Source organism: Nocardioides ginsengisegetis (genome assembly GCF_014138045.1).
Classification (GTDB): Bacteria; Actinomycetota; Actinomycetes; order Propionibacteriales; family Nocardioidaceae; genus Nocardioides; species Nocardioides ginsengisegetis.
Map to the genome: position 1 here is coordinate 3117890 of NZ_JACGXA010000001.1, position 25049 is coordinate 3142938.

A 25049-nucleotide genomic window follows, 5' to 3' on the forward strand; every position below is an offset into this window, starting at 1 on the left:
GACGACGTCGGGCCCGGAAGGACGTGCCCGGGGCCGTGCCCACCCTATCGACTGGGCGGGCACTCCTTGCGCGCGTCGAGCCGTGAACGACGACCGTGATCTTTACCATGAACGCTGTGCCACGCGTCCTTCCCCACGCAGTCCCCGTCGCGCTGACCGCCCTCGTCCTCCTGCTGGGCGGCTGCGGCTCCGACGACCCCACGACCTCGGCCGATCATGCGATCGGCGCCCAGCGCCACCACCGCGCCCAGCCGGCCACGCCCCAGCCCAGCGAGCCACCGGCTCAGGGCACCGGCGGCGGCAAGGGCGGCGTGAGCAGGCCCCGGCACCAGGACGGCGGCAAGGTCGCCTCGCTGTTCAGCCCCGGCGACCCGCGCCCCACGACCCTCGGGGCGCACCTGCTGACCGTCCGCGCCATGCCCGTGGTCAGCAAGGACTCGTGGCGGATCGTCCGCAACGGCGGCGAGGACGAGCGCGCCGTCGGCGCCTGCCAGAAGACGTCGCTGGAGACGATCGGCGCGGTCAGCGCCGTGCGCCGCGACTACGACGGCGGTGGCACCCTGCGCGCCACCCAGGTCGTGGCCCGCTTCGCCGACAAGGTCTCCGCCGCCCGCGCCCACGGCGTGCTGACGGCGTGGCGCAACGACTGCGAGCAGCGCCTGGACTTCCCGACCACCAAGATCGGCCCGATCGTCCGGGTCGCCACCCACCGTGGCCTCGGCGAGGCCTACCGGTCGGCGTTCGGCCCCAAGTCCGGCCGCGGCCTGGCCAGCGGCTTCGGCATGGTGTGGAAGGGGCGGTTCCTCTCGATCATCGAGATCGCGGCGGACTCCACGACCTACCCCGCCGACTGGGACCCGGCCCGCGCCGCGGTCCGCCGGATCTCACGCACCTTCGCCTGACGCGTCGAGGCGGGCCAGCTCCTCGGGCGTCAGCCGGAGGTGCACGGCGCCCGCCGAGTCCTGGATCGAGGCCGGCCGGCTGGCACCCGGGATCGGCACCACGTGGTCGCCCTGGGCCAGGATCCAGGCGATGCAGACCTGCTGCGGGCTGACGCCGTGGGCGCGGGCGACCTCCTGGAAGGCCGCGTGGGTCGACCCGAGGCCGGCCGCGTCCTGCATGCCGCCCAGCGGGCTCCACGGCAGGAACGCCAGCCCGAGCCGGGCGCACAGCTCGAGCTCGGGCAGGCTGGTGCGGAAGGCCGGGCTGAACTCGTTCTGCACGCTGACCAGCGCGTCGCCCAGCACGGCGTGCGCCTCGGCGATCTGGCCGGGGTCGGCGTTGGAGATGCCGACCGCGCGGACCAGCCCGGCGTCGTACAGCTCCTTCATCGCGCCCATCGTCTCGGCGTAGGGAACGGCCGGGTCGGGGCGGTGGTGCTGGTAGAGGTCGATCGCGTCGACGCCCAGGCGGCGCAACGAGCCCTCCACGGCCTGACGCAGCCAGGCCGGGCGGCCGTCGATCGGCCAGTCGGCGCCGTCGGGGCGGATGCCGCCCTTCGTCGCGACCACGACCTCCTCGGAGCGGCCGCGGAGCGCCTCCGCGATGACCTCCTCGTTGTGGCCCAGGCCCTCGTCGGTCGGGTGGTCGTCGGGCCCGTAGCAGTCGGCGGTGTCGATGAGGGTCACCCCGAGGTCGAGCGCGGCGTGCACCGTGGCGATCGCGCGCTCGCGGTCGGGGAGGCTGCCGTCCCGGCCGGGCCGGGACAGCGGCATCCCGCCGAGCCCGATCGCGCTGACGGTGCGGTTGCCGAGGCGTCGAGTGATCACCCGACGACCGTAGCGGTCAGGGCAACGCGTGCAGGCGGCGCGCCTCGACGACGACGCGCTCGAAGACCGCCCTGTCCAGGGCCGCGCCCTCGCGCCGGATGCCGGCGTGGTCGAGCACGATGAGGCGGTCGAGGCGGACCTCGCTGGGGCGGCGCTCGCGGTCCCACGCGCCGGTGCCGACGTCCATCCACTCCCGGCCCCACCTGGCCTCGTCCGCGGCGTCGCGGTCGTGGTCCTTGCTGGTCAGCATCAGGCCCAGCCACTGCCGTCCGCGGCGCCCGACCAGCAGCACCGGCCGGTCCTTGCCGCGGCTCGCGTCCTCCTCGTAGGGCACCCAGGCCCACACGACCTCGCCCGGGTCGGGGCGGCCGTCGGCCCGGGGCGCGTAGGCGACGGCGTCGCGGCGGCGACGGGTGAGCCGGCGGAGAAGTGATCGCACGAGGCCCAAGACTAGGAGTGCGCCGGACCGGGAGCGCCTCACGGCGCGTGGCCGCTCGTAGCGGCTTATTTTGGGACCCGGGGCTGCCGCGGCCCGGCGCACTCTGGGGGAGAGTCTAACGACCGACCAAGGCAGGGTCACATCAAACGCCGTGACGTCGGTCGCCTGGTTCAGACGACCGATCGTCCCTACAGGAGCCGGTGCCGCATCTCGGCGTGCCCGGCGGCCTCGAGCTGCTCGGCGAGCACCAGCATCCGCTGGACCTCGGCGGCCGAGGAGCCGGGCAGGCTGGCCCGGCCGGTCGCCACGACGCGGGCGAAGGCGGAGGCGCGGAGCAGCACGTCGGCGAAGTCGCTGCGCGCGATCCCGCGGAGCACGTCGTCGGCCATCGCCCGGAGCTCGTCGGGACCCGGCGGGTCGGCAACCCCCGCGACCACCCGGGCCACCTGGGCCCGGACCCGGCCCGCCTCGAACTCGCGGGCCACACCGACCGGGTCGGCGTACACCCAGGAGCGCAGCAGGTAGAGCCGCCACAGGCACCCGGCCAGGGAGTCGGCGGGCGAACCCGACCAGACCTCCGCGATCGCCTCGATGCCCTCGGTGTCGGCGAGGTGCAGCAGCCGCTCGGCGACCTCCGCGTCCCCGGCCTCCCGCGCCCCCCGGACCAGCAGCGCCGCGGCGCGGTCGGCAGCCTCGGAGACCAGAGCCGGGTCGTCGCCCCCGACGATGTCGTCGAAGAAGCCGGCGCCCGGCGTCATCGGGCGGTGGTGGGGTCGGTCGGTCACCACGTCAGGTTACGACCCGGCTGCCAGCGCCTTGCGCAGCCGCTGGTCGGAGACGGGGTACGGCGTGCCGAGGTGCTGGGCCCACAGCGAGACGCGGTACTCCTCCAGCATCCAGCGCACCTGCCGCAGGTGGGCGCCGGGCGGACGCCCATCTGGGAGCGCGTCGAGCTGGTGCAGCCAGGCGTCCTGGAGGTCGGCGATCTGGTCCATCAGCTGGCGGTCGCGGTTGACGGCGTTGCCGCCGCCGTCCAGCTTCTCCCGGCGTACGTCGATCGCCGCGAGGTAGACGCGGTAGCGGCGCAGCTGGGCGGTGCCGGCCTCGCCGACGAAGCCGCGGTGCACCAGCCTGCCGAGCTGGGCGCGCATGTCGGTCAGCGCGGGCAGCTGGGCCATGTCGGCCCGGCCGGACAGCGACTTCTCGGTGTGCCGCCACGCCGCGAGCACCTCGATCAGGTCCTGCATGACCGCCCGCAGGTGGGCCTCCTGGTCGGCCGCGGCGGCGACCCGGAGCGCCTCGAAGGCCGCCTCGTCGCGCACCGCCGGGCGGGCGTCGATCGTGGCCTGGACGACCGCGGCCCGGCAGTCGTCGAGCAGCTCGGCGACCGAGGCGTAGGGCGACCCGGCGAGGCCCAGCTTCTGGGCGTTGTCGAGGCCGTCGAGGACCTTCCGGACCGGTGAGGGCGTGGTCAGCAGGAGCAGACGCCGCACGCCGAGCCGGTGCTGCGCCTCCTGCTCGGACGCGGACCCGAAGACCTTCAGGCCCACCGTGGCGCCCTCGTCGACGAGCCCCGGGAAGCCGCGGACCTCGTGGCCGGCGCGCTTCTGCGTGAAGGAGCCCTCCACGGTGCCGAAGACCCAGGCGGTCTCGCCGGTGCGGGTGATGCCGCTGTCGGCGGCGACCTCGGCCATCGCTTGAGCGAACTTCGGGCGGAGCGGCTCCTTGAGGGCCTCGAGGTCCTTGCCGCGGGCCTGCTCCTTGCCGTCCTCGTCCACGACCCGGTAGGTCGGGCGCAGGTGCTCGGGGACCTTCGCCCAGTCCCAGGCCTCGCGCGGCACGACGACGCCGGTGGTGGAGCGGAAGTGCCGCTCGAGGGCGTCGAGCAGCGGCTCCTCCCCCGCCGGGACGGCGGCGAGGAAGTCGCGGGCCCGGTTGGGGGCGGGCACGAAGTTGACCCGGAGGTTCTTCGGGAGGCTGCGGATCAGCGCGGTGACGAGCTCCTCGCGCAGGCCGGGCACGTTCCAGGAGAAGTCGTCGGCCGCGACCCGGTTGAGGGTCGCCACCGGGACGTCGATGGTCAGGCCGTCCTCGGCCGCACCGGGCTCGAAGTGGTAGCTGATCGGGAAGGTCAGCCCCTCGCCCGCACCGCTCACCCACTCCTCGGGGTAGTCCGAGCGCCGGATCTCCTCGGCCGTCTCGTGGGTCAGCATCGACGGGTCGAAGGTGAGCAGCTCGGGGTTCTTCTGGCGTTCGCGCTTCCACCACTGGTCGAAGTGCGCGCCGCCGACCACGTCGGGGCCGACGCGGGCGTCGTAGAAGTCGAAGAGGGTGTGCTCGTCGACCACGATGTCGCGCCGGCGGGCCCGGTGCTCGAGCTCCTCTGCCTGCTCGAGCAGCTGGAGGTTCTTCGCGTAGAACTGGTGCCGCGTGTTCCACTCGCCGTAGACGAGGGCGTGCCGGATGAACAGCTCGCGGGCGAGCGCCTTGTCGACGTTGCCGTAGTTGATCAGCCGGTCGGCGACCAGCGGTACGCCGTACAGCGTGACCCGCTCGTAGGCCATCACCGCCGCCCGCTTCTTCGACCAGTGCGGCTCGGAGTGGGTGCGCTTGACGAGGTGGCTGCCGAGGCGCTCGGCCCACTCGGGCTTGATCGCGGCGTTCTGGCGGGCCCACAGGCGGCTGGTCTCGACCAGCTCGCCGGCCATCAGGAACTGGGGGTTCTTCCGGGCCAGGCCGCTGCCGGGGAAGATCGCGAACTTCGCGCCGCGGGCGCCGAGGTACTCCCGCATCGGGCGTCGTCCCGAGCCGGCCTTCTCCTTCTCCCGCTCCTCGAGGAGCCCGATGTGGGACAGCAGCCCGGACAGGAGGGCCTGGTGGATGCCGTCGCCGTCGGGTACGTCGGCGGTCTGGCCGACCTCGACCTTCATCTCCTTGCAGACCTGGCGCAGCTGGGACTCGAAGTCCTGCCACTCCCGGACCCGCAGGTAGTTGAGGTACTCGCGCTTGCACATCCGGCGGAAGGCGCTGCTGGACAGCTCGCGCTGCTGCTCCTTGATGTAGCGCCACAGGTTGAGCCACGTGAGGAAGTCGCTGTCCTCGGCCTTGAAGCGCGCGTGCTGCTGGTCGGCCTGGGCCTGGAACTCCGCCGGCCGCTCGCGCGGGTCCTGCAGCGACAGGGCAGCGGCGATCACGATGACCTCGCGGACGCAGCCGAGCCGCTCGGCCTCCAGCACCATCCGACCCAGCCGCGGGTCGATCGGCAGCCGGGCGAGGCGCTGGCCGAGCCGGGTCAGGCGCTGCCGGTCCGCGGGGCCGCCGGTCGAGACCGCGCCGAGCTCCTCGAGCAGCTGCACGCCGGCGGTCACGTTGCGCTTGTCGGGCGGCTCGACGAACGGGAACCGCGCGATGTCGCCGAGCCCGAGCGAGGTCATCTGGAGGATGACCGAGGCGAGGTTGGTGCGCAGGATCTCCGGGTCGGTGAACTCCGGGCGGGCCTCGAAGTCCTCCTCGGAGTAGAGCCGGATCGCGATGCCGGCCTCGACGCGGCCGCACCGGCCCGAGCGCTGGTTGGCCGAGGCCTGGCTGATCGGCTCGATCGGCAGCCGCTGGACCTTGGTCCGCACGGAGTAGCGCGAGATGCGCGCGACGCCGGTGTCCACGACGTACCGGATCCCCGGCACCGTCAGCGACGTCTCCGCGACGTTGGTGGCCAGCACGACCCGGCGCCCGGTGTGGGGGGCGAAGACCTTGTGCTGCTCGGCCGCGCTGAGCCGGGAGAAGAGCGGGACGACCTCGAGCGGGTTGCGCAGGTTGAGGTCGGAGAGCGCGTCGGCGGTGTCGCGGATCTCCCGCTCACCGGGCAGGAACACCAGGATGTCACCGGGCCCCTCGGCCGCGAGCTCCTTGACCGCGTCGCAGATCGCCTCGGTCTGGTCGCGGGTGACGGCCTCGCCCTCCTCGTCCTCCTCGGGCAGCTCCATGAGCGGCCGGTAGCGGACCTCGACGGGGTAGGTCCGGCCGGTCACCTCGATGATCGGCGCCGGCTGCGGTTCCCCGCTGGTCGAGCCTGCCGAGACCGAGAAGTGCCGGGCGAAGCGCTCGGGGTCGATGGTCGCCGAGGTGATGATCAGCTTGAGGTCGGGACGCTGGGGCAGCAGCCGGCGCAGGTAGCCCAGCAGGAAGTCGATGTTGAGCGACCGCTCGTGGGCCTCGTCGATGATGATCGTGTCGTACTTCAGCAGCTTGCGGTCGCGCTGGAGCTCGGCCAGCAGGATGCCGTCGGTCATCAGCTTGACCCGGCTGCTGCGCGAGGTCCGGTCGGTGAAGCGGACCTGGTAGCCGACCAGGTCGCCCAGCTCGGTCCCCAGCTCCGACGCGATCCGCTCGGCCACCGACCTGGCCGCGATCCGGCGCGGCTGGGTGTGCCCGATCAGCCCGCCCGTACGTCGCCCGTCGCGGCCCTTCGTGGCCACGCCCCGCCCCAGCTCGAGGCAGATCTTCGGGAGCTGGGTCGTCTTGCCGGACCCGGTCTCCCCCGCCACGATCACGACCTGGTGGTCCCGGATGGCCTTCGCGATGTCGTCGCGACGCTGGGAGACCGGCAGATCGTCGGGGTAGACGATGACCAGTTCACTCGTCGGGTCGCCCGTGGGCGCGCTCTGCTGGTCGACCGGTCCGGACATGATGGCGTCATTGTGCCCGCGCGGCCCTCGCGCGGGCGAACGGGTTAGCCAGCGCCGGCCTCAGCGGAACACGCGGAGCCGAGCGGTCACCTTGTAGCTCCGCACCTCCCAGCGACTTCCCTGGGTCAGGCCGAGCGACCAGTAGAACGTGGGGTTGGTGTCGGCATTCCAGACGTTCGCCGGGCCGCTGGCCTGCCCGGCGTGGTCACCCAGGACGCCGTTGAACTGCACCCGCTGGACGAACTCGTCGTCGCGCTCGCGGTAGTAGCCGAGTACGGCATACGTGCCCGACGAACCGCGTGGCCCGCCACCGAACGCCGTCACGCGAAGGCCGTCGTAGCCGAGGGCCTTCGGTAGCGAGATGCCGTTCTCGGCGATCGCGTAGCTCTGGGCTGCCTTGGTGCACTTCGTCCGGGAGTAGAGACCGAGGCCGCCCGTCCAGCCGTACGAGGGATGGTGCGAGATCGTGCTGCAGCGTCCGACGAGCTCGCGGAGCAGCGCGCCCTGCGCGGTGTAGGTGTGGCTCCAGGTGCGCCACGCCGTCCGGCGGTCGGAGACGGTGAAGGGTGTGGAGGCGACGCCGACGTTGCCCCAGCTGTCCTCCACCGACACCCGGAGCCGGTACCGCCCGTTGGGGAGGTGACCGCCCTTCCCGTCGATGCCGCGGTAGACGGTGTTCCACCGGTGCCAGATCGGCGCATGGTCCTTGACGGTCGTGACGGTCCCGTCCGCAGCGACCAGATCGAGGGTGAGGTAGCGGCCGGTCCACGACCGCACCACCAGCGGGACTTCGTCGAGGTATCCGTCCCGGGCCCAGTAGACCCCGGATGCGAAGGCCTTCAGGGTGACCTCCGGCGGAGCCGAGTGGACGACGATGCCACTGACGTCGTCGCTGCCGGCGACGTGGCCGAATTCGGGCGCGTTGTTGGACGCCGTGACCCGCAGGTGCAGGTGCGTCTGGTCCGCGAGGGTGGCCGGGATCGTGTACTCGAACGAACGGCCGTCGGCCAGCGGGGTGCTGCCCTCGTCGACGACCGTCTCCGGGTCGGTGCTCGGGTCGACCAGCTGCCAGTCGGCCGTGTCGGCGTGCACCGGGAAGACGTCCATCCACGCCGTGTGCGTGCCGGGAGCCGCGTCCACCGGCGTGAACAGGTTGACCTTCAGCCAGCGGACGAGGAGGACCGTTCGCGTAGCGAGTGGCTCTGAGCAGGTGACGAGATCGGGCTGGCACCGTCGGATGTTGACCGTGACGTGGCCGGTGCTGTGGGCAGGGAACGCAATGGTCGTCTCGCCCTGATCGGCCAGCGGCTGTTTCTGTGCGTAGATCTCCGCAACGAGCACGGTGGAGTCGGTCGCCGGGTCGTTGGCCGAGTCGTCGACCGTCACGACGTACGGCGTGTGGCCGGGGTTGAAGGCGGTCATCTCGGGCCAGGTCACGACCGGGGCCGCCGGCTGCGTGGGGTCGTCGGCGAGGGCCGCCGGCTGAGCAAACCCGAGGACGACGGCGAGGAGGGTGACGAGGCACGCAAGGAGGCGGGCGGACGACGACATCGGTGTTCCTTCTGGTGGCGTGGGAGGCCTGCGGTCAACGCAGGGCGCGGTACTTCAGGGCGACCGTGAAGCGGTCGACGTCGTAGCGGCTGCCCTCGGTGAGTCCGGTCTCCCAGAAGACATAGGGCTTCTCCTGACGGTCGCGGATCAGGGTGTGCCCATGCACCAGGGCCCCCGGGTGATCGCCGTACTTCCCGCTGAACTGGCGCCGATAGCCCCAGTTCCCGTAGTAGTCCTCGTAGAGCATCACGATGTAGGCGGACCCGGGATGCGCGCCACCACCGGTGAGCGTCACCTGGACGTCGTCGTAGTCGCCGCCCGGCGAGGACGGCACCCAGACACCGTTGGTCGTCAGGACCGTGCTGTCCTTCGGGCGCTCGCACTTGGTCTGGGAGTAGTACCCGAGAGAGCCGCCGTGCTCCGCGAGCGTCGAGCAGGCGCCGACGTACTTCTTGCTGACGGTGTCGACTGCCTTGTACGTGTGCGTCCACGACACCCAGGTCAGCTTCTTGTCGGAGACCCGCACCGGGATCGTGGCCGTGTTGAACAGGCCTTGGGCGTCCTTGACCGTGGCGCGCAGGGTGTACGTGCCGTTGGGCAGGTGCCCGCCCGCGCCGTCCTCGGCCGCGAAGCGCGGGCGCATGGCCAAGAGATATCCCTTGTAGTGGTCCAGGGGATAGACCGCTCCATCAGGTCCGACCACGTCGATCCAGGTCTCGTAGGCCTCCCGGGAACGCAGGTTCACGCCGACGGAGTCGAGGTAGCGGTCCTTGGGCCAGTACACGACCGAGCCGGTCGCGTGGAAGGACAACGCCGGTCCCACGGTGTCGAGCACGGGCTCGGTGGTGTCCTCGCCCTCGAGGTGGCCGTAGGCCGACGTGTCGCTGACCGCGTGGACCTCGAGCGTCGCCTGCAGACCGTCGGGGGCGGAGTCCGGAACGTCGAAGTCGAAACCGTCGCCGTCCACAGGGCTCACACCCGACGAGAGGACCACCGCTGGATCCACCGTGCGGTCCACGAGGGTCCAGCTCACCTCCCCGGTCAGGTCCGCGGGCGACACGTACCACCAGGCACGCTGGGTCCCCGGTCCGACCTGCGGCTGGGTGAGGACGGTGAGGTCCAGATGGCGGTGGAGTGTCACCGTGCGGCGCAAGCCCGTGTCGACACAGGCGGTGCCGTCGGCCGAGCAGCGCTCCACGACGATGTCCAGGGTGCCCTCGTCGGCCGGGTCGAAGGCGATGGTGGTCTCGCCCTGGTCGGCCAGGACCTGGGTGTGACCAGTCCAGGCCGCGACCAGTGTCGAGGTGTCGGTCGTCGGGTCGTTGGCCGAGTCGTCGACCGTGACGACGTACGGCGTGTGGTCTGGGTTGAACGAGGTCACCTCGAGCCAGGTGACCACCGGCGGGGCGAGGTCGTCGGCGAGGGCGGAGGCCGCGGGGACGGTGAGGCCGGCGACGGCGAGGAGCAGGACGAGGAGCCGGACCGTGGTCCGGGCGTGCGTGCGCATCGAGAGGTTCCTGAGGGGCGTGACGGGACAGTGAGGTACGGGCCCCCGTCGCACCCGCGGCCGGCGGAGGGACGCCACGCGGGCCACATTCTGCCCGGAACCCACGCGGCGTGTGCCTGAGGACGCGCCATGTCGCGTCGTGGGGCACACGCCGCGGGTAAAACTTCCGCGAGACATGTGGAGTGCGGGCCCCCGTCGCGCCCGCACTCGGCAGTGGGACGGGAGGCCGCTCCGGTCATGACGCGGTTTGGTCGCTCAGGTGTTGGTGCCGCTCGTGGTCTCGCCGCTGGTGTCGGGCTGCACGCCCTGCTGCGGGGCGGTGCCCGGCGGGAGCTGGCCGGGCACCTGTCCGGGCTGGCCCTGCTGGAACTGGCCTCGGACGCCACCGGGGCCGCTGGACTCCCCGCCGTTGCTCACCGCGCCGAGCACCGCGCCGCCCGCGCCGCCGAGGATCAGGCTGGCGAGCGACACGGCGGCCACGGCGCGCAGGCCGAGGACGCGGTCCCGGAGGCGGGGCGCGGCGGCCGCGCGGTAGGACGGGGTTGGGGTCTCGGTCTCGGTGCTCATGCGGCCCAGCGTGGGTCGGCGGGCTGTGCGGATCCTGTGCCGGAACGATGCAGCAGCGGTGCAGGAGTCGTGAGGTCGGCACAGAGCGCCCACAGGAAACGCACAGCGAATTCCGGCAGAGTGCAGGGCATGGAGCTGACCCGGGCCGACGGATCCCCCCTGCGCGTGCTGGTGGTGGACGACGAGGTCAACATCGCCGAGCTGATCTCGATGGCGCTGCGCTACGAGGGCCTCGACGTCGCGACCGCCCACACCGGCAGCAAGGCGGTGTCGACGGCGAAGGAGTTCAAGCCGGACGCGGTCGTGCTCGACATGATGCTGCCCGACTTCGACGGTCTCGAGGTGCTGCGCCGGATGCGCAGCGCGGACCCCGACGTACCCGTGCTCTTCCTGACCGCCCGCGACGCCGTCGAGGACCGGATCGCCGGCCTGACCGCGGGCGGCGACGACTACGTGACCAAGCCCTTCTCGCTCGAGGAGGTCGTGGCCCGGCTCCGAGGGCTGATGCGGCGGGCCGGCGCCCAGCAGGCCACGTCCAGCTCGGTCCTGACCGTCGGCGACCTGAGCCTGGACGAGGACAGCCACGAGGTCTTCCGCGGCGGCGAGGAGATCTCGCTGACGGCCACGGAGTTCGAGCTGCTGCGCTTCCTGATGCGCAACCCGCGCCGGGTGCTGTCCAAGGCGCAGATCCTCGACCGCGTCTGGAACTACGACTTCGGCGGCCAGGCCAACGTCGTCGAGCTCTACATCTCCTACCTGCGCAAGAAGGTCGACGCCGGGCGCGACCCGATGATCCACACGATGCGCGGCGCCGGCTACGTCCTGAAGCCGGCCTCGTGAGGGACCGCCTCGCCTCGCTCACGGCCCGGCTGGTCGTCACCGCGGTGGCGCTGGTGGCGGTCGTCTCCGTGCTGATCGCGACCGCGACCACGCTGGCGATGCGCTCCACCCTGCTCGAGCGCCTGGACCGGGACGTCCAGTCGTCGGTCGGGCGCGCGAACGACCACGACAACGACCAGGACTCCGGCCCCCGGCCGCCGCTGGACCCGCGCTACCAGGGGCCCGGCACCCTCATCGCCAACCTCGGCAACGCCACGCCGCGGGGCTGCGTGCTCAGCGAGGAGCAGCGCGGCTGCAAGGCGCTCTCCACCGCGGCCCTCGACGTGCTCGCCCGCGTCCCCCAGGACGGCGGCGTGCACAGCGTGAGCCTGCCCGCGTTCGGCGCCTACCGCGTGAAGGTGGTCGGCACGTCCGACGGCGACCTCCTGGTCACCGGCCTGCCGATGACCAGCGTGCAGGAGACGGTGAACTCCCTGATCGGCTGGGAGCTCCTGCTCACCCTGCTGGGCACCGGGGCCGCGGCCGCCGCCGGCCTCCTGGTCGTACGTCGCCAGCTGCGACCACTCCACGAGGTCGCCTCCACCGCGCACGCGGTCGCCGCCCTCCCGCTGGCCAGCGGCGAGATCGACCTGACCGAGCGGGTGCCGGCGCACCTGACCGACGAACGCACCGAGGTCGGCCAGGTCGGCGCCGCCCTCAACACCCTGCTCGCCCACGTCGAGTCCTCGCTCGAGGCCCGGCACCGCAGCGAGCAGCAGGTGCGGCAGTTCGTCGCCGACGCCTCCCACGAGCTGCGCACCCCGCTGGCGACCATCGCCGGCTACACCGAGCTCGCCCGCCGCCGGCCCGACGAGACCACCGTTCGCACCGCCCTCGGCAAGGTCGAGGAGGAGTCGGGACGGATGACCTCGCTGGTCGAGGACCTCCTGCTGCTGGCCCGGCTCGACGCCGGCCGGCCCCCGGAGCGCAAGCCCGTCGACCTGACCCGGCTCCTGCTCGAGGCCGTCTCCGACGCCCGGGTCATCGCCCCCGACCACCGGTGGCGGCTCGAGCTCGGCGACGACGCGGTCGAGGTGCCCGGCGACGGGCAGCAGCTCCACCAGGTCGTGACCAACCTGCTCACCAACGCCCGCAAGTACACCCCCGCCGGCACCACCGTCACCGTCCGCGCGATCCAGCGCGACGGGATGCGCGGCTTCGCCGTGCACGACGACGGGCCGGGCTTCGAGCCGGAGCTCGCGGCGCACGCGTTCGAGCGGTTCGCCCGCGGGGACCGGGCCCGGACCCGCGGCCCCGCGGCCGGTGGAGCCGGCCTCGGGCTGGCGCTGGTGCAGGCGATCGTGACCGCGCACGGCGGCACCGTCGCGCTCGACTCGCGCCCCGGGGACACGACCGTGAGCGTCGAGCTGCCCCTCACAGGCGACTGACAGCCGCACCCGACGGACGTGCCAGCGCGGCCCACGAGGGTCGGGGCATGACGACCCAGACCGCCCACCGGACCGGCCTCGCCACCCTCCTGCTCGGCACGGCCGTGCTCTACCTCTGGGGGCTGGGCTCCTCCGGCTGGGCCAACTCCTTCTACGCCGCGGCCGTCCAGGCCGGGTCGGAGTCGTGGAAGGCGTTCTTCTTCGGCTCCTCCGACGCGGCGAGCTCGATCACCGTCGACAAGACCCCGCTCTCGCTGTGGCCGATGGTGCTCTCGGTGAAGGCCTTCGGCCTGTCCTCGTGGAGCATCCTCGTCCCGCAGGCCCTCGAGGGCGTCGCCGCGGTCGCGCTGCTGCACGCCTCGGTCCGGCGTACGACGGGGTCGGCCGCGGCCGGCCTGCTCGCCGGTGCGGTGCTGGCCCTGACGCCGGTCGCGGTGCTGATGTTCCGGTTCGACAACCCCGACGCGATGCTCGTGCTGCTGCTCGTCGGGTCGGCGTACGCCACCCAGCGAGCGGTGGAGGCGACCTCGGTCCGGTGGCTCGCGCTCGGCGGCGCGCTGGTCGGGCTGGCGTTCCTGACCAAGATGCTGCAGGCGTTCCTCGTCCTGCCGGCGCTGGCGCTGGTCTACCTGCTGTTCGCCGCCCTGCCGTGGCGCCGCCGGGTCCTGCACCTGCTGGTCGCGTTCGGCTCGATGGTGCTCGCGGGTGGCTGGTGGCTGGCGATCGTCGAGCTGTGGCCCGCCGCGTCCCGCCCGTACATCGGAGGCTCGCAGGACAACTCGATCCTCGAGCTCACCCTGGGCTACAACGGCTTCGGCCGGCTCACCGGCGACGAGACCGGCTCGGTCGGCGGGGGCGGCGGCTGGGGATCGACCGGCCTGCTGCGGATGTTCGACAGCGAGATCGGCGGCCAGGTTGCGTGGCTGCTGCCGGCCGCCCTGTTCCTGGGGGTCGCGGCGCTGTGGTTCGCGCGCGGTCGCGGGCCCGTCACCGCCGGCGCGACCCTCTGGCTGGGCTGGCTGGTGGTGACCGGCCTGACGTTCAGCCTGATGGCCGGCATCTTCCACGCCTACTACACCGTCGCCCTAGCCCCGGCCGTCGCGGCGCTGGTGGCGATCGGCGCCCACACCCTGTGGCAGCGCCGCGACGCGCTGCCCGTCTCCGGCGTGCTGGCGTTCACCACGGCGTTCACGACCTCCCTGTCGTTCGTCCTCCTCGACCGGGCGGGTGACTGGCACCCGTGGCTGAAGTACGTCGTGGCCACGCTCGGCTTCGCCGCCGCCCTGATGCTCGCCGGCGTCCGGCACCTCCCCCGCCGGGTCGGGCACGTCGTGGCCGCGACCGCGATCGTGGCCGGCCTGGCCGGCCCCACGGCGTACTCCCTGGCCACCGCGGCCACGCCGCACACCGGGTCGATCCCCACGGCCGGGCCCACGGGCTCGACAGGCACCGGCGGCACCCGCGGCCCCGGAGGCGCTGCCGGAGGGCTGCTGAACGGCAGCACTCCCGGCGCCACCCTCACCGCGATGCTGACCTCCGACGCGTCGGGCTGGACCTGGGTGGCGGCGGCAGTCGGCTCGAACTCGGCGGCCGGCTACCAACTGGCCAGCCAGGAGCCGGTGATGGCGATCGGCGGCTTCAACGGCAGCGACCCGAGCCCGACGCTCGCGCAGTTCCAGACCTACGTCGCGGACGGGCAGATCCACTACTTCATCGCGAGCGGCGACGGCATGGGCGGACCCGGGGGCGGCATGGGTGGCGGGCCGAGCGCGGGCGGCGGCACCTCGTCGGAGATCGCCACGTGGGTGGCGGCGAGCTTCGAGGCGCAGACGGTCGACGGGGTGACGGTCTACGACCTGTCCTCCGGCGTGGTGTAGCCGCAGCCGGTCAGGCGGGCCCGGGGACGGCGTCGACCAGGGCCGGGAGGGACGCCGCGAGGATGCCGAGCAGCTCGTCGCGGGTCACCCCGGCCGGGTCGACCACCCAGGTCAGCACGAGCTCCTCGGCCAGGGCGGCCCAGCCGCGCACGATCAGCCGGGAGGCCGGGGTGTCGGGGATGATCGTGCCCTGGGCGTCCTCGCGGAAGATCCGGTCGGTCAGCGCCGACCGGGCCTCCTCGTAGATCTCACGCAGCGTGTCGTTGCCGCCCGCGGCGCCCTTGACCAGGGACAGGTAGCCCTCGTAGTTGGCGACGACGTAGTCGAGGTAGGCCGCCACGGAGACGAGCAGCCGCTCCAGGGGCTCGCCGTCGACGGGCGGCGCGGTCTGGGCGATCAGGTCGTCGGCAGCGCGGCGTACGACGGCCTCGTGGAAGGCGTGCTTGTTGCCGAAGTAGTGGTAGAGCAGGCCGCGGGAGATGCCGGCCTCCTCGGCCAGCAGGTCGATGGAGAGCTCGTCGAGGGACCGGGTGGCGAGCAGCCGGACCCCGAGGTCGAGGAGCTGCGAGCGCCGCTGCTCGGGCGTGAGCCGGGTCCGGGACCCGGTGGGTGTGGTGGCCGTCACGTCCTCCATCCTATTGACACTTTTTCAATAACGCCAATACCGTCGGGGCATGACCCTCGACACGGACCAGTCCACCACGGTCAAGCACCTGATCGTGGGAGCGGGCTTCGCCGGCCTGTGTGCGGCGATCAAGCTGCAGGAGGACGGCGAGACCGACTTCCTCGTCATCGAGAAGGGCGCCGACGTCGGCGGCACCTGGCGCGACAACACCTACCCGGGTGCGGCCTGCGACGTGCCGAGCCAGCTCTACAGCTACTCCTTCGCGCCCAACCCGGACTGGTCGATGAGCTTCTCCCCCCAGCCGGAGATCCAGGCCTACATCCAGAAGGTCGCCCGGGACGCGGGCGTGCTGGACCGCTTCCGCTTCCACACCGCCTTCGTCTCCGGCGCGTGGGACGACGCGGCCGGGGCCTGGGTGAGCGAGATCGAGGGCGACCGCGGCCGCGAGACCGTTCGGTCCACGACCCTCGTCGTCGGAGCCGGCGGCCTGTCCGAGCCGAAGCTGCCGGACATCGAGGGCATCGAGGACTTCGGCGGCGAGGTCTTCCACTCCGCGCGCTGGGACCACTCGGTCGACCTGGCCGGCAAGCGGGTGGCCGTGATCGGCACCGGGGCCTCCGCGATCCAGATCGTGCCGAAGCTGCAGGAGGTCGTGGGCCACCTCGACGTCTACCAGCGCACCGCGCCCTACGTCCTGCCCCGCAACGACCGCCGCTACGGCCGGCTCGAGAAGGCCGCGCTGCGGCACCTGCCGGGCCTGCAGAAGCTCTACCGCTCCGCGATCTACTGGGGCCGCGAGACCTACGTGCCGGGCTTCACGCGGCAGCCGAAGCTGGCCCTGCCCGCCAAGAAGCTCGCCCTCGGCAACATCGCCAAGGGCATCAGCGACCCCGAGCTGCGAGCCAAGGTCACCCCGGAGTTCGAGATCGGCTGCAAGCGGATCCTGATCTCCAACACCTACTACCCCGCGCTGGCCGCCGAGAACTGCGACCTGGTCACCGACCGGATCGCCCGGGTCACCGACCGCTCGATCGTGACCGCCGACGGCACCGAGCGCGAGATCGACGTGCTCGTCGTCGCGACCGGCTTCCACACCACCGAGCTGCCGATCACCGAGCACATCGCCGGCCGGTCGGGCGCGACCCTGGCCGACCAGTGGCGCGAGACCGGCATGGCGGCGTACAAGGGCACGACCGTCCCGGACTTCCCGAACTTCTTCATGCTGGTCGGGCCCAACACCGGGCTGGGACACTCGAGCATGGTCTTCATCATCGAGGCGCAGGTGGAGTACCTCCGCGCGGCGGTGGCCACGATGGAGGCCCACCGCTACGGCACCGTCGAGCCCACCCGCGCCGCCACCGACGCGTGGAACGCCGACGTGCAGCGACGGATGCAGCGCACCGTGTGGAACACCGGCGGCTGTGCCAGCTGGTACCTCGACGACCACGGCCGCAACACGATCCTGTGGCCCCGCACCACCGTCGCGTTCCGGCGACTGCTGGCGTCCTTCGACGTCGCGGCGTACGACGTGACCGCAGCCCCGTCCGTCCCCACCCGTGAGGAAGTGACCGTATGAAGACGCTCGACGACAAGGTGGTCGTGATCACCGGTGCCGGGTCCGGCATCGGCCGCGCGCTGGCGCTGAACGTGGCGCAGAAGGGCTCGCTGCTCGCGCTCTCCGACGTGGACGAGTCCGGGCTCGCCGAGACCGTCGACCTGGTCAAGGCCGCCGGCGCCCGCGAGGTGCGCAGCGACCGCCTCGACGTGGCCGACCGCGACGCCTTCGCGGCGTACGCCGCTGCCGTGGCCGAGCAGTTCGGCCGGGTCAACGTCGTGATCAACAACGCCGGTGTTGCACTGGCCGGCGACCTCGTCGAGCTGACCTACGAGGACATGGACTGGATCGTGGGGGTCAACTTCTGGGGCGTCGTGCACGGCACCAAGGAGTTCCTGCCGCACCTGATCGCCTCCGGCGACGGGCACGTGGTCAACCTGTCCTCGCTGTTCGGGCTGATCTCGATGCCCGGGCAGAGCGCCTACAACGCGACCAAGTACGCCGTCCGCGGCCTGACCGAGGCGCTCCGCGAGGAGATGCTGATCGCCGGCCACAACGTCGGTGTCACGTCGGTGCACCCCGGCGGGATCAAGACCGCGATCGCCCGCAACGCCCGCGTCTCCGCCAGCGAGGACAAGGAGGCGACCGCCCGGCTCTTCGACGAGAAGCTCGCGAAGATGACCCCCGAGCGGGCCGCCGAGATCATCGTCAAGGGCATCCTCGGCAACAAGGCGCGGGTGCTGGTCGGGCTGGACGCCCACGCGCTGCACACGTTCGCCAAGCTGACCGGGTCGCGCTACCAGGACGTGATCGCGAAGGTGTCGCAGAAGGTCGTCCCGCCCAAGGCCACGATCGTCTGATACACCTCGGGCGTGAGCCCGCAGCCCGGTGACGCAGTCCGGTTCGTGATGACCAAGTGGGGCGACCGCGCCCACTGGGAGTTCGACGGGGTGCTGCTCGGCAGCGACCACCACGGCGACTGGGTCGGCATCCCCGGCGGCACGTTCATGTCGCGCCCGGGGGCGGAGTACGTCGCCCAGGTCGACCAGGTCGGGCTGGTGCCGGCGCGCACCCTGCCCGAGGAGTCGCGGGGCTGGCTGGCGACCTTCCACGCCCGGGGCGGACCGGTGCGCGTGTACGTCGACATGACGACCCCGCCGGTCTGGGACGGGCCGGTGCTGCGCGCCGTCGACCTCGACCTCGACGTGGTGTGCGGGCCGACCGGGCGGGTGTGGGTCGACGACGAGGACGAGTTCGCCGAGCACCGGGTGGCGTTCGGCTACCCCGACGAGGTCGCCCGGCTCGCGATGACGTCCTGTGACCGCGTGCAGGCCGCGGTCACCGCCGGCGAGGCGCCGTACGACGGGACGGCCGCGGCCTGGCTGGAGCTGCTCGCCGCCCGGTGACCTAGGAGCCGTCGACCTCGGCGTCCGCGCGCCGCGAGCGCCGGGCCGTGCGACCGGTGCGGGTGCGGAGCGGCCCGACGAGGCGCGGACCGGCCAGCCGGCCCTCGAGCTTCTGCGCCTCGCGGCCGAGCGGCTGGGCGACGTACTCACCGAGGATCACGCCGGAGGACAGCGCGATCGCGATGGAGGCGGCCGCGGCCATGGCGAGCAGCCCGTCGGAGCTGCTGGCGCCGCCCTCGGCGAGCAGCGCCAGGCCGCGGTAGATCGAGAGACCGGGCAGCATCGGGACCACGGCCGAGACCACGACGACGAGCGGCGGCACCCGGAACCGGCCGGCCACCGGGTAGCCGACGAGACCGATGACGAACGCCGCCACGGCGGTCGACCACGCGACGCTGAACCCCTGCAGGGCGATGGCCTGGCTGATCACGATCGACACCGAGGCGATGAGCGCGATCGGCGCGATGATCCGGACCGGGGCGTAGCAGGCGAACGCGAAGGCGGCCGCACAGATCGCCGACCCGATGGCCATCACCGTGACGCTCTTGAAGTCCGCGCGTCCGGGGTCGAGGCGGCCCACCTCGACGCCGAAGAACGAGCCGAGGCTCAGGCCGCCGCTGACACCGGCGATGATGCCGGCGGTGGCCAGCAGCGCCTCGGTGAGCCGGGCGCCGGCGGTGACGTAGAAGCCGGACAGGGCGTCCTGGAGGGCGCCCATGAACCCGATCCCGGCGAGCAGCATGACGATGTTGGCGGTCACGACCAGGGACGCGTCGACGCCCAGGTGGGTGGCGGTGGCCAGGACCGCCAGGATCGTGGCGACCCCGCCGCCGGCGACCTGGCGGTAGAAGAACGGCACCCGGCGCCGGGCCATCACGTGCTGGAGCCGGTCGATGCAGAGGGCCGCGACGAAGGCGATCGCGATCACCCAGCCGCTGCCGCCGAGGAGCAGGCCGACGCCGCCGCACATCACGCCCCAGCCCAGGGTGACCGCCCAGCGCGGGGTGTTGTGGCCGCTGGAGACGATCCGGGCCAGGCGGGCCCGGGCCTCCATGAGGTCGACGCGGTCGCCGAGGACGTCGCGGACCAGGTGGTCGACCTGGGTGAGGTCCTCGTAGTCGATGTCGCGCTGCTTGACCTGACGGATCTGGAAGAGCGCGGGCTCCTCGGGGCTGGGCTGGAAGCTCATCGACAGCGACGTGAACGTGACGTCGAGGTCGGGGTGGCGGACCCCGAGCTGCCAGGCGAGCGACTGCATGGTGGCCGTCACGTCGGCGGCACCGGCGCCGGAGGACAGCAGGATCTCGCCGACGCGGAGGCAGAAGTCGAGGGTCAGGTTCAGCGCGCGTGCCTCCAGCATGTGCGCCATGTTCCCAAGGACCCGCGTGTGCTTCGCTTGCGGGGTGCGCATCGACTTCCACGGCTCCCCCGAGCCCACGATCGGGGTGGAGTGGGAGTTCGCGCTGGTCGACACCACGACCCGCGACCTGGCCAACTCCGCCTCCGACCTGTTCGCCGCTGCCGGTCCGGTGCTGCCCGACCCGGGCAAGCTGCACAAGGAGCTGCTGCGCAACACCGTCGAGGTGGTCACGGGCATCTGCCGGACCGTCCCGGAGGCGGTGGCCGACCTCCGCCGTACCCTCGAGGCGGTCGTGCCCGTGGCCGACGGGCTGGGCGTGGACCTGTACGGCGGCGGCACCCACCCGTTCGCGTCGTGGAGCCACCAGCAGCTCACCGAGGGGCACCGCTACGAGGAGCTGATCAACCGGACCCAGTGGTGGGGCCGGCAGATGCTGATCTGGGGCGTGCACGTGCACGTCGGCCTGCCCGAGCGCGAGCGGGTGATGCCGGTGCTGTCCTCGCTGCTCAACCACTACCCCCACCTGCTCGCCCTGTCGGCGTCCTCGCCGATCTGGGCCGGCGTCGACACCGGCTACGCCTCCAACCGGGCCCTGATGTTCCAGCAGCTGCCGACCGCGGGGCTGCCGTTCCAGTTCGCGACGTGGGCGGAGTTCGAGGCGTTCGCGACCGACCATCTCGTCACCGGCGTCATCGACGAGCTGTCCGAGATCCGCTGGGACGTCCGTCCGGCCACCCACCTCGGCACCCTGGAGAACCGGATCTGCGACGGCGTCTCCTCCTTCGAGGACCTCGCCGGGCTCGTCGCCCTGATGCACTGCCTCGTCGTGGACCTCGACACCCGCCTCGCGGCCGGCGAGACCCTCCCGACCATGCCGCCGTGGCACGTGCAGGAGAACAAGTGGCGCGCGGCCCGCTACGGCCTCGACGCGATCGTGGTCCTCGACGCCGCCAACACCGAGCGGCTGGTCACCGAGGACCTCGCCGAGCTGCTGGTCCGGCTGGAGCCGGTCGCCGACCGGCTCGGCTGCCTCGACGAGCTCGCCTCGGTGGCCGCGATCCCGGAGCGGGGTGCGTCCTACCAGCGTCAGCGCGCCGTCGCCGCCGCCACCGGCGGTGACCTGGTGGCGGTCGTCGACTCCGTCGTCCGGGAGCTGCGGGGCGGGCTGGGCTGCTAGCCCTCCTCGGGCTCGACCATCTCCAGCCGCACGCCCAGGAGCCGCACCGCGCGGTCGTGCTCGACCCGGTCGAGCAGCTCGACCGCCGCGTCGGCCAGCGCCTCCGGGTCGTTGGTCGGCGCCGGCAGGGTCAGGCTGCGGCTGACCGTGGTGAACGGTGCGAACCGGACCTTGATCCCCACCCGCGCCGCGGGCCGGCCCTCCCGGTCGATGTCGGCCACGACCCGCCGGGTCAGGGCGCGCACCTCCTCGGCGATCCGGGCCCAGTCCTCGAGGTCCTCCTGGAAGGTCTCCTCGCGGCCGTGCGCCCGCGGCACCCACGGGGTCGCGTCCACCCGGCTGGCGTCCGCGCCCCGGCCGAGCCGGTGGTACCACGGCCCCATCGTCGGCCCCAGCTCCGCCGCCAGCACCCGCACGTCGGACGCCGCGAGCTGGTTGACCGTGTCGATCCCGAGCGCCGCGAGCCTCTTCTGCGTCTTGCGGCCGATCCCCCACAGCGCGTCGGTCGGCCGGTCCCCCATCACCTCGAACCACGTCTCCGCCGTCAGCTGCCACACCCCGCGCGGCTTGCCGAAGTCGGTGGCGATCTTGGCCCGCAGCTTGTTGTCGCCGATCCCCACCGAGCAGTGCAGCCCCGTCGCCTCCAGCACCCGGGCCCGGATCTCCCCGGCGAACTCGCGGGGGTCGAGCGCCGCTGCTGTGGGGGACCCACCCCCCTCCCCCTCACCCGTGGCCCCCGACCCGGCCGCCACGAACGCCTCGTCCCAGCCGAGCACCTCGACGACGACCGGCACGCCGCCCCACTCCAGGGAGCGCAGGGTCTCCATCACCTCGGCGGACGCCGCGTCGTAGGCCGCGCGGTCGGCCGGCAGGAACACCGCGTCGGGGCACTTGCGGGCCGCGACGCGCAGCGGCATGCCGGACCCGACTCCGAACGCCCGTGCCTCGTACGACGCAGTCGCCACCACGCCGCGCTCCGTCGGGTCGCCGCGGCCACCGACGACGACCGGCAGGCCGGCCAGCTCGGGGCGGCGCAGCACCTCCACGGCCGCGATGAACTGGTCGAGGTCGACGTGCAGCACCCACGCCTGGCCCGGGGGCCGGTCGTTCATCGGGCCCTCACCGGGCCCTCATCGTGGGGGCGGCGGCAGGGCGTCGGTGGACTCGATCTGGCTCATTCCGGTGAGCAGCAGGAGGTCCACGACGACCGACCGGATCTGGGCGAGCACCACCTCGGAGGACAGCTCCTCGGTGCGCTCGACCGTGCCGGAGGCCCCGCCGATCGCGAGCAGCGCCGGACGGGCGGCCTCGGCCATCCGGTCGGCCTGCAGCTCCTCGGCCACGAGGTCGGCGGCGTCGGCCAGGTCGAGGGCGAGCAGCGAGTAGGACGACGGCACCGGGCGCCGGTGGTAGGCCGCGACCGCGGTCTGCCGGACCAGGACGCGGGTGCTCCGCAGCGACCGGTCGAGCGGGTCGACCAGCTCGACCATCCGCCGCAGGTTGCCCTTGTGCCGGACCCGGAAGGGGCTGGAGGCCACCACGGACAGGCCCTCGTCGGCCGCGGCCTGCAGCTCACGGATGAGGTAGTCGGTGGACCGCGCGTCGGCCAGCAGCGCCATCGCCCGCTCGACCTCGCCGTCGACCATCACCTCCCCCGCGGCCCGCAGCAGCTGGGCGACCTTCCGCACCACCACCGCCGCCTGCTCGCGGGGCCGCCGCAACGGCGCGGCCGGCACCACGGTCGCCGCCACCAGGGCCACGCCGCCGCCGATCAGCGCGTCGGTCCACCGGGTGAACGCCGCCCCCGGGTCGGGGAGCAGCGTGCTGACCACGATCGACTGGACGGCCGCCTGGGTGACGAAGATCTGGCCGCCGTCGAGCAGGAAGGCGGTCGACATCGCCAGCGCGACGATGATGCTCAGCTGCCACCAGCCGGAGCCGACCTGGTTGACGAGCGCGTCGGCCAGGAACACCCCGATGGCGACACCGAGGGTGACCTCCACGACGCGGCGCAGCCGCTGCCCGTAGGAGGTGCCGAGGCTGACCACCGCCGCGATCGGCGCGAAGAACGGCGTCTGGTGGCCGAGCAGGTCCGAGGCGACCAGCCAGGCCGCGCCGGCGGCGAGCGCACACTGCGCGATCTGCCAGCGCTTGGACTGCCAGCGGGCGATCCGCGCGCGGAGGGAGGTCCGGCCGTGGCTCCACATGCGGTCGAGCGGTCCGGGCTCCATGGCGCAGATCCTGCCACGCGGTCACCTCCCTCCGGTCGCCTCGGTCCGCCCGCGATCCGGCTCAGCTGCCGTGCTTGGCGAAGTTGAGGGCGCGCTTGGTCTGGCCCAGGTCGCGGTACCAGACCCGCGTCTCGACCCGGCAGCGCGTGCGGTCGAGCTCGGTGTCGTACTCGCGGCACTCCGCCCGCGCCTCCGAGTCGGTCGGCGGGCTCAGCTCCGAGCCGTCGTACCGCTTGATCGTGAAGCCGTGCACCTTGTCGCCGGTGATGTCGACGATGGTGTCGGCGAACGGCTTGTAGGCGTCCTGGCCGCCGGACGCGGCACCGGCGGCCACGCCGGCCCCGAAGCTGCCGGCGGTGAAGGCGGCGGCCACGAGGGCCGCTCCGAGCATCCTGTTCATGGGTTCCCCCGAGGGTCGTGGGCCGGCGAGTTCCGGCCTGTCTTCGACGCTAGGCGGCGACGCGGACGGCCGCCGGAGGGAATGAGACGGGCTGTTGAGGAGGCTGCCTGTGGGGGTGCCTGTGGAAGGCTGGTGGCGGAACCGATCCGGGCGTCCGTCGTTGCCCTTGTGGCAACCGGCCCCCACCCGCGAGGATCGGTCGCTACTAGCGAAAACGGGGTTCTCGTGGTCACACCGATCGATCCGACCTCGGCGGCGTTCCTGCTCGCCGAGAACCGGAACATGCCCATGCACGTCGGCGGCCTCCAGCTCTTCAAGAAGCCCGAGGGCGCCGGCCGCAACTACGTCCGCGAGATGTTCGAGGAGATGCGCGACGTCGAGGAGATCGCACCGCTCTTCCTCAAGCACCCGCACCGGTCGCTCGGCACCGCAGGGCAGCTCGTGTGGCAGCCCGACGAGCAGTTCGACATCGAGCACCACGTCCGGCACAGCGCGCTGCCCAAGCCCGGCCGGGTCCGCGAGCTGCTCGAGCTCTGCTCCCGCCTGCACAGCACCCGCCTCGCCTGGGAGCGTCCCCTGTGGGAGGCCCACATCATCGAGGGGCTCCGCGACGGCCGGGTCGCGATGTACACCAAGACCCACCACGCGCTCGTCGACGGCGTCTCGGCCATGCGGCTGCTGCAGAGCGTGCTCAGCACCGACCCCGACCAGCGCAACATGCCGGCCCCGTGGGGCAAGCGGCCCTCGCGGTCCGGCAGCAAGGCGGTCGAGAAGGCCGAGAAGAGCCTCTCCGACATCCCCGTCCAGGCGCTCCGCACGGCGCTGGGCATCACCGCCGAGGCCGCCGGCATGCCGGGCGCGCTCGTCAAGACCCTGAGCAAGGGCCTGCGCAACGAGACCTCCGCGCTGTCCCTCTACGCCCCGCGCACGATCTTCAACCAGAGCATCACCGGCTCCCGCCGGTTCGCCGCCCAGGACTGGCCGGTCGAGCGGCTCCGCGCCATCGGCAAGGCCACCGGCACCACGCTCAACGACGTCGTGCTCGCGATGTGCGCCGGCGCGATGCGGACCTACCTCATCGAGCTCGACGCCCTCCCCGAGGCGCCGCTGGTCGCGATGGTGCCGGTCGGCCTCAACGCCAAGCAGTCGCAGCTCGCCTCGGCGGACGGCGGCAACGCGGTCGGCTCGGTCATGGTCCAGCTCGCCACCGACCTCCACGACCCGGCCGACCGGCTCGCCCGTATCCACAAGTCGATGCAGGATGGCAAGGAGGGCCTGTCGTCGATGACGCCGGTCCAGATCCTCGCCATGAGCGCGCTCGGCCAGGCCCCGGCCATCCTCACGCCGATCCTGCGGATGCAGGGCATCGTGCGGCCGCCGTACAACCTGATCATCAGCAACGTCCCCGGTCCCAAGACCACGCACTACTGGAACGGCGCGCAGCTCCTCGGCACCTACCCGCTCTCGATCCCGATCAACGGGATGGCGCTGAACATCACCTGCACGTCGTACGACGGCCACATGGCGTTCGGCCTGACCGGCTGCCGTCGCACCGTCCCGCACCTCCAGCGGCTGCTGACCTTCCTCGACGACGAGGTCGGCGCGCTCGAGAAGGCGGCGGGGGTCTAGGCGG

At 72.6% G+C, this 25049-nt stretch carries 21 protein-coding genes; 9 read left to right on the plus strand and 12 right to left on the minus strand.

The annotated features are described in order from the left end of the window. Nucleotides 1-116 precede the first annotated feature (116 nt). Nucleotides 117-902: a hypothetical protein gene (locus FB382_RS15035; RefSeq protein WP_182540418.1), complete on the plus strand. Its 786-nt coding sequence runs from the start codon at nt 117-119 to the stop codon at nt 900-902. On the opposite strand, the gene FB382_RS15040 is transcribed toward FB382_RS15035, so the two are convergent. The 7 genes from FB382_RS15040 to FB382_RS15070 all read right to left on the minus strand — a co-directional run bounded on the left by FB382_RS15040 (nt 885) and on the right by FB382_RS15070 (nt 10518). Continuing rightward, nucleotides 885-1769, minus strand: coding sequence for an aldo/keto reductase (locus FB382_RS15040; RefSeq protein WP_182540420.1), 885 nt, complete (start codon nt 1767-1769; stop codon nt 885-887). The genes FB382_RS15035 and FB382_RS15040 overlap by 18 nt on opposite strands. A 16-nt stretch (nt 1770-1785) precedes the next feature. Further along, complete coding sequence (locus FB382_RS15045) at nt 1786-2208, minus strand: type II toxin-antitoxin system PemK/MazF family toxin (protein WP_182540422.1); 423 nt, start codon at nt 2206-2208, stop codon at nt 1786-1788. A gap of 188 nt (nt 2209-2396) precedes the next feature. Then, the gene (locus tag FB382_RS15050) at nt 2397-2993 is read right to left on the minus strand and encodes a hypothetical protein (protein ID WP_343055622.1); all 597 of its coding nucleotides are present in this window, start codon (nt 2991-2993) and stop codon (nt 2397-2399) included. 9 nt (nt 2994-3002) lie between these two features. Further along, nucleotides 3003-6893 carry an ATP-dependent RNA helicase HrpA gene (gene hrpA, locus FB382_RS15055; RefSeq protein ID WP_182540424.1) on the minus strand — a complete coding sequence of 1297 codons (3891 nt, stop codon included), beginning with the start codon at nt 6891-6893 and terminating at the stop codon, nt 3003-3005. A 60-nt stretch (nt 6894-6953) separates the two neighbouring features. Then, nucleotides 6954-8444: a hypothetical protein gene (locus FB382_RS15060; protein WP_182540426.1), complete on the minus strand. Its 1491-nt coding sequence runs from the start codon at nt 8442-8444 to the stop codon at nt 6954-6956. A gap of 34 nt (nt 8445-8478) precedes the next feature. Beyond that, nucleotides 8479-9951, minus strand: coding sequence for a hypothetical protein (locus tag FB382_RS15065; protein ID WP_182540428.1), 1473 nt, complete (start codon nt 9949-9951; stop codon nt 8479-8481). A 255-nt stretch (nt 9952-10206) separates the two neighbouring features. Then, complete coding sequence (locus FB382_RS15070) at nt 10207-10518, minus strand: hypothetical protein (RefSeq protein WP_182540430.1); 312 nt, start codon at nt 10516-10518, stop codon at nt 10207-10209. 129 nt (nt 10519-10647) lie between these two features. Between FB382_RS15070 and FB382_RS15075 the strand changes: the two genes are divergently transcribed. The 3 genes from FB382_RS15075 to FB382_RS15085 are packed head-to-tail and all read left to right on the plus strand — an operon-like array spanning nt 10648 to nt 14662. Further along, nucleotides 10648-11358: a response regulator transcription factor gene (locus tag FB382_RS15075; protein WP_281379863.1), complete on the plus strand. Its 711-nt coding sequence runs from the start codon at nt 10648-10650 to the stop codon at nt 11356-11358. Beyond that, complete coding sequence (locus FB382_RS15080; RefSeq protein ID WP_182540432.1) at nt 11355-12785, plus strand: ATP-binding protein; 1431 nt, start codon at nt 11355-11357, stop codon at nt 12783-12785. The genes FB382_RS15075 and FB382_RS15080 overlap by 4 nt, the downstream gene beginning before the upstream one ends. 47 nt (nt 12786-12832) lie before the next feature. Continuing rightward, nucleotides 12833-14662: an ArnT family glycosyltransferase gene (locus FB382_RS15085; protein WP_182540434.1), complete on the plus strand. Its 1830-nt coding sequence runs from the start codon at nt 12833-12835 to the stop codon at nt 14660-14662. 10 nt (nt 14663-14672) lie between these two features. Here FB382_RS15085 and FB382_RS15090 read toward each other — a convergent pair whose 3' ends face one another. Continuing rightward, nucleotides 14673-15287 carry a TetR/AcrR family transcriptional regulator gene (locus tag FB382_RS15090; protein ID WP_425490094.1) on the minus strand — a complete coding sequence of 205 codons (615 nt, stop codon included), beginning with the start codon at nt 15285-15287 and terminating at the stop codon, nt 14673-14675. Nucleotides 15288-15336: 49 nt separating this feature from the next. On the opposite strand from FB382_RS15090, the gene FB382_RS15095 reads away from it, so the two are divergent. The 3 genes from FB382_RS15095 to FB382_RS22270 are packed head-to-tail and all read left to right on the plus strand — an operon-like array spanning nt 15337 to nt 18248. Next, nucleotides 15337-16863, plus strand: coding sequence for a flavin-containing monooxygenase (locus FB382_RS15095; protein ID WP_182540438.1), 1527 nt, complete (start codon nt 15337-15339; stop codon nt 16861-16863). Next, complete coding sequence (locus FB382_RS15100; protein WP_182540440.1) at nt 16860-17702, plus strand: SDR family NAD(P)-dependent oxidoreductase; 843 nt, start codon at nt 16860-16862, stop codon at nt 17700-17702. The genes FB382_RS15095 and FB382_RS15100 overlap by 4 nt, the downstream gene beginning before the upstream one ends. A 12-nt stretch (nt 17703-17714) precedes the next feature. Then, nucleotides 17715-18248 (plus strand): DUF402 domain-containing protein, encoded by a 534-nt coding sequence (locus FB382_RS22270; RefSeq protein ID WP_182540442.1) that lies wholly within the window; start codon nt 17715-17717, stop codon nt 18246-18248. Between the two features lies 1 nt (nt 18249). Here the strand turns inward: FB382_RS22270 and FB382_RS15110 are convergent, their stop codons facing one another. Continuing rightward, on the minus strand, nt 18250-19608 hold the full coding sequence (locus FB382_RS15110) for a threonine/serine exporter family protein (RefSeq protein WP_182540445.1): 1359 nt from the start codon (nt 19606-19608) through the stop codon (nt 18250-18252). A 43-nt stretch (nt 19609-19651) separates the two neighbouring features. Between FB382_RS15110 and FB382_RS15115 the strand changes: the two genes are divergently transcribed. After that, entirely contained in the window at nt 19652-20785 is a 1134-nt protein-coding gene (locus FB382_RS15115; protein ID WP_343055623.1) for a glutamate--cysteine ligase, read from the plus strand. On the opposite strand, the gene FB382_RS15120 is transcribed toward FB382_RS15115, so the two are convergent. The 3 genes from FB382_RS15120 to FB382_RS15130 all read right to left on the minus strand — a co-directional run bounded on the left by FB382_RS15120 (nt 20782) and on the right by FB382_RS15130 (nt 23416). Beyond that, nucleotides 20782-21897 (minus strand): DNA polymerase IV, encoded by a 1116-nt coding sequence (locus tag FB382_RS15120; protein ID WP_182540449.1) that lies wholly within the window; start codon nt 21895-21897, stop codon nt 20782-20784. The genes FB382_RS15115 and FB382_RS15120 overlap by 4 nt on opposite strands. Nucleotides 21898-21915: 18 nt before the next feature. Continuing rightward, nucleotides 21916-23016, minus strand: a complete 1101-nt coding sequence (locus tag FB382_RS15125; RefSeq protein ID WP_182540450.1) for an FUSC family protein — start codon at nt 23014-23016, stop codon at nt 21916-21918. A gap of 61 nt (nt 23017-23077) precedes the next feature. Further along, nucleotides 23078-23416, minus strand: coding sequence for a hypothetical protein (locus FB382_RS15130; protein WP_125038301.1), 339 nt, complete (start codon nt 23414-23416; stop codon nt 23078-23080). Nucleotides 23417-23641: 225 nt separating this feature from the next. On the opposite strand from FB382_RS15130, the gene FB382_RS15135 reads away from it, so the two are divergent. Further along, nucleotides 23642-25045, plus strand: coding sequence for a wax ester/triacylglycerol synthase family O-acyltransferase (locus FB382_RS15135; RefSeq protein WP_182540452.1), 1404 nt, complete (start codon nt 23642-23644; stop codon nt 25043-25045). Nucleotides 25046-25049 lie beyond the last annotated feature (4 nt).

Excerpts from the sequence above, each read along its gene's own strand:
- hrpA (WP_182540424.1), bottom strand. The coding sequence starts at position 6,893 with ATGTCCGGACCGGTCGACCAGCAGAGCGCGCCCACGGGCGACCCGACG.
- FB382_RS15070 (WP_182540430.1), bottom strand. The coding sequence starts at position 10,518 with ATGAGCACCGAGACCGAGACCCCAACCCCGTCCTACCGCGCGGCCGCC.
- FB382_RS15065 (WP_182540428.1), bottom strand. The coding sequence starts at position 9,951 with ATGCGCACGCACGCCCGGACCACGGTCCGGCTCCTCGTCCTGCTCCTC.
- FB382_RS15095 (WP_182540438.1), top strand. The coding sequence starts at position 15,337 with ATGACCCTCGACACGGACCAGTCCACCACGGTCAAGCACCTGATCGTG.
- FB382_RS15130 (WP_125038301.1), bottom strand. The coding sequence starts at position 23,416 with ATGAACAGGATGCTCGGAGCGGCCCTCGTGGCCGCCGCCTTCACCGCC.
- FB382_RS15110 (WP_182540445.1), bottom strand. The coding sequence starts at position 19,608 with ATGCTGGAGGCACGCGCGCTGAACCTGACCCTCGACTTCTGCCTCCGC.
- FB382_RS15075 (WP_281379863.1), top strand. The coding sequence starts at position 10,648 with ATGGAGCTGACCCGGGCCGACGGATCCCCCCTGCGCGTGCTGGTGGTG.
- FB382_RS15125 (WP_182540450.1), bottom strand. The coding sequence starts at position 23,016 with ATGGAGCCCGGACCGCTCGACCGCATGTGGAGCCACGGCCGGACCTCC.
- FB382_RS15085 (WP_182540434.1), top strand. The coding sequence starts at position 12,833 with ATGACGACCCAGACCGCCCACCGGACCGGCCTCGCCACCCTCCTGCTC.
- FB382_RS15120 (WP_182540449.1), bottom strand. The coding sequence starts at position 21,897 with ATGAACGACCGGCCCCCGGGCCAGGCGTGGGTGCTGCACGTCGACCTC.
- FB382_RS15100 (WP_182540440.1), top strand. The coding sequence starts at position 16,860 with ATGAAGACGCTCGACGACAAGGTGGTCGTGATCACCGGTGCCGGGTCC.
- FB382_RS15060 (WP_182540426.1), bottom strand. The coding sequence starts at position 8,444 with ATGTCGTCGTCCGCCCGCCTCCTTGCGTGCCTCGTCACCCTCCTCGCC.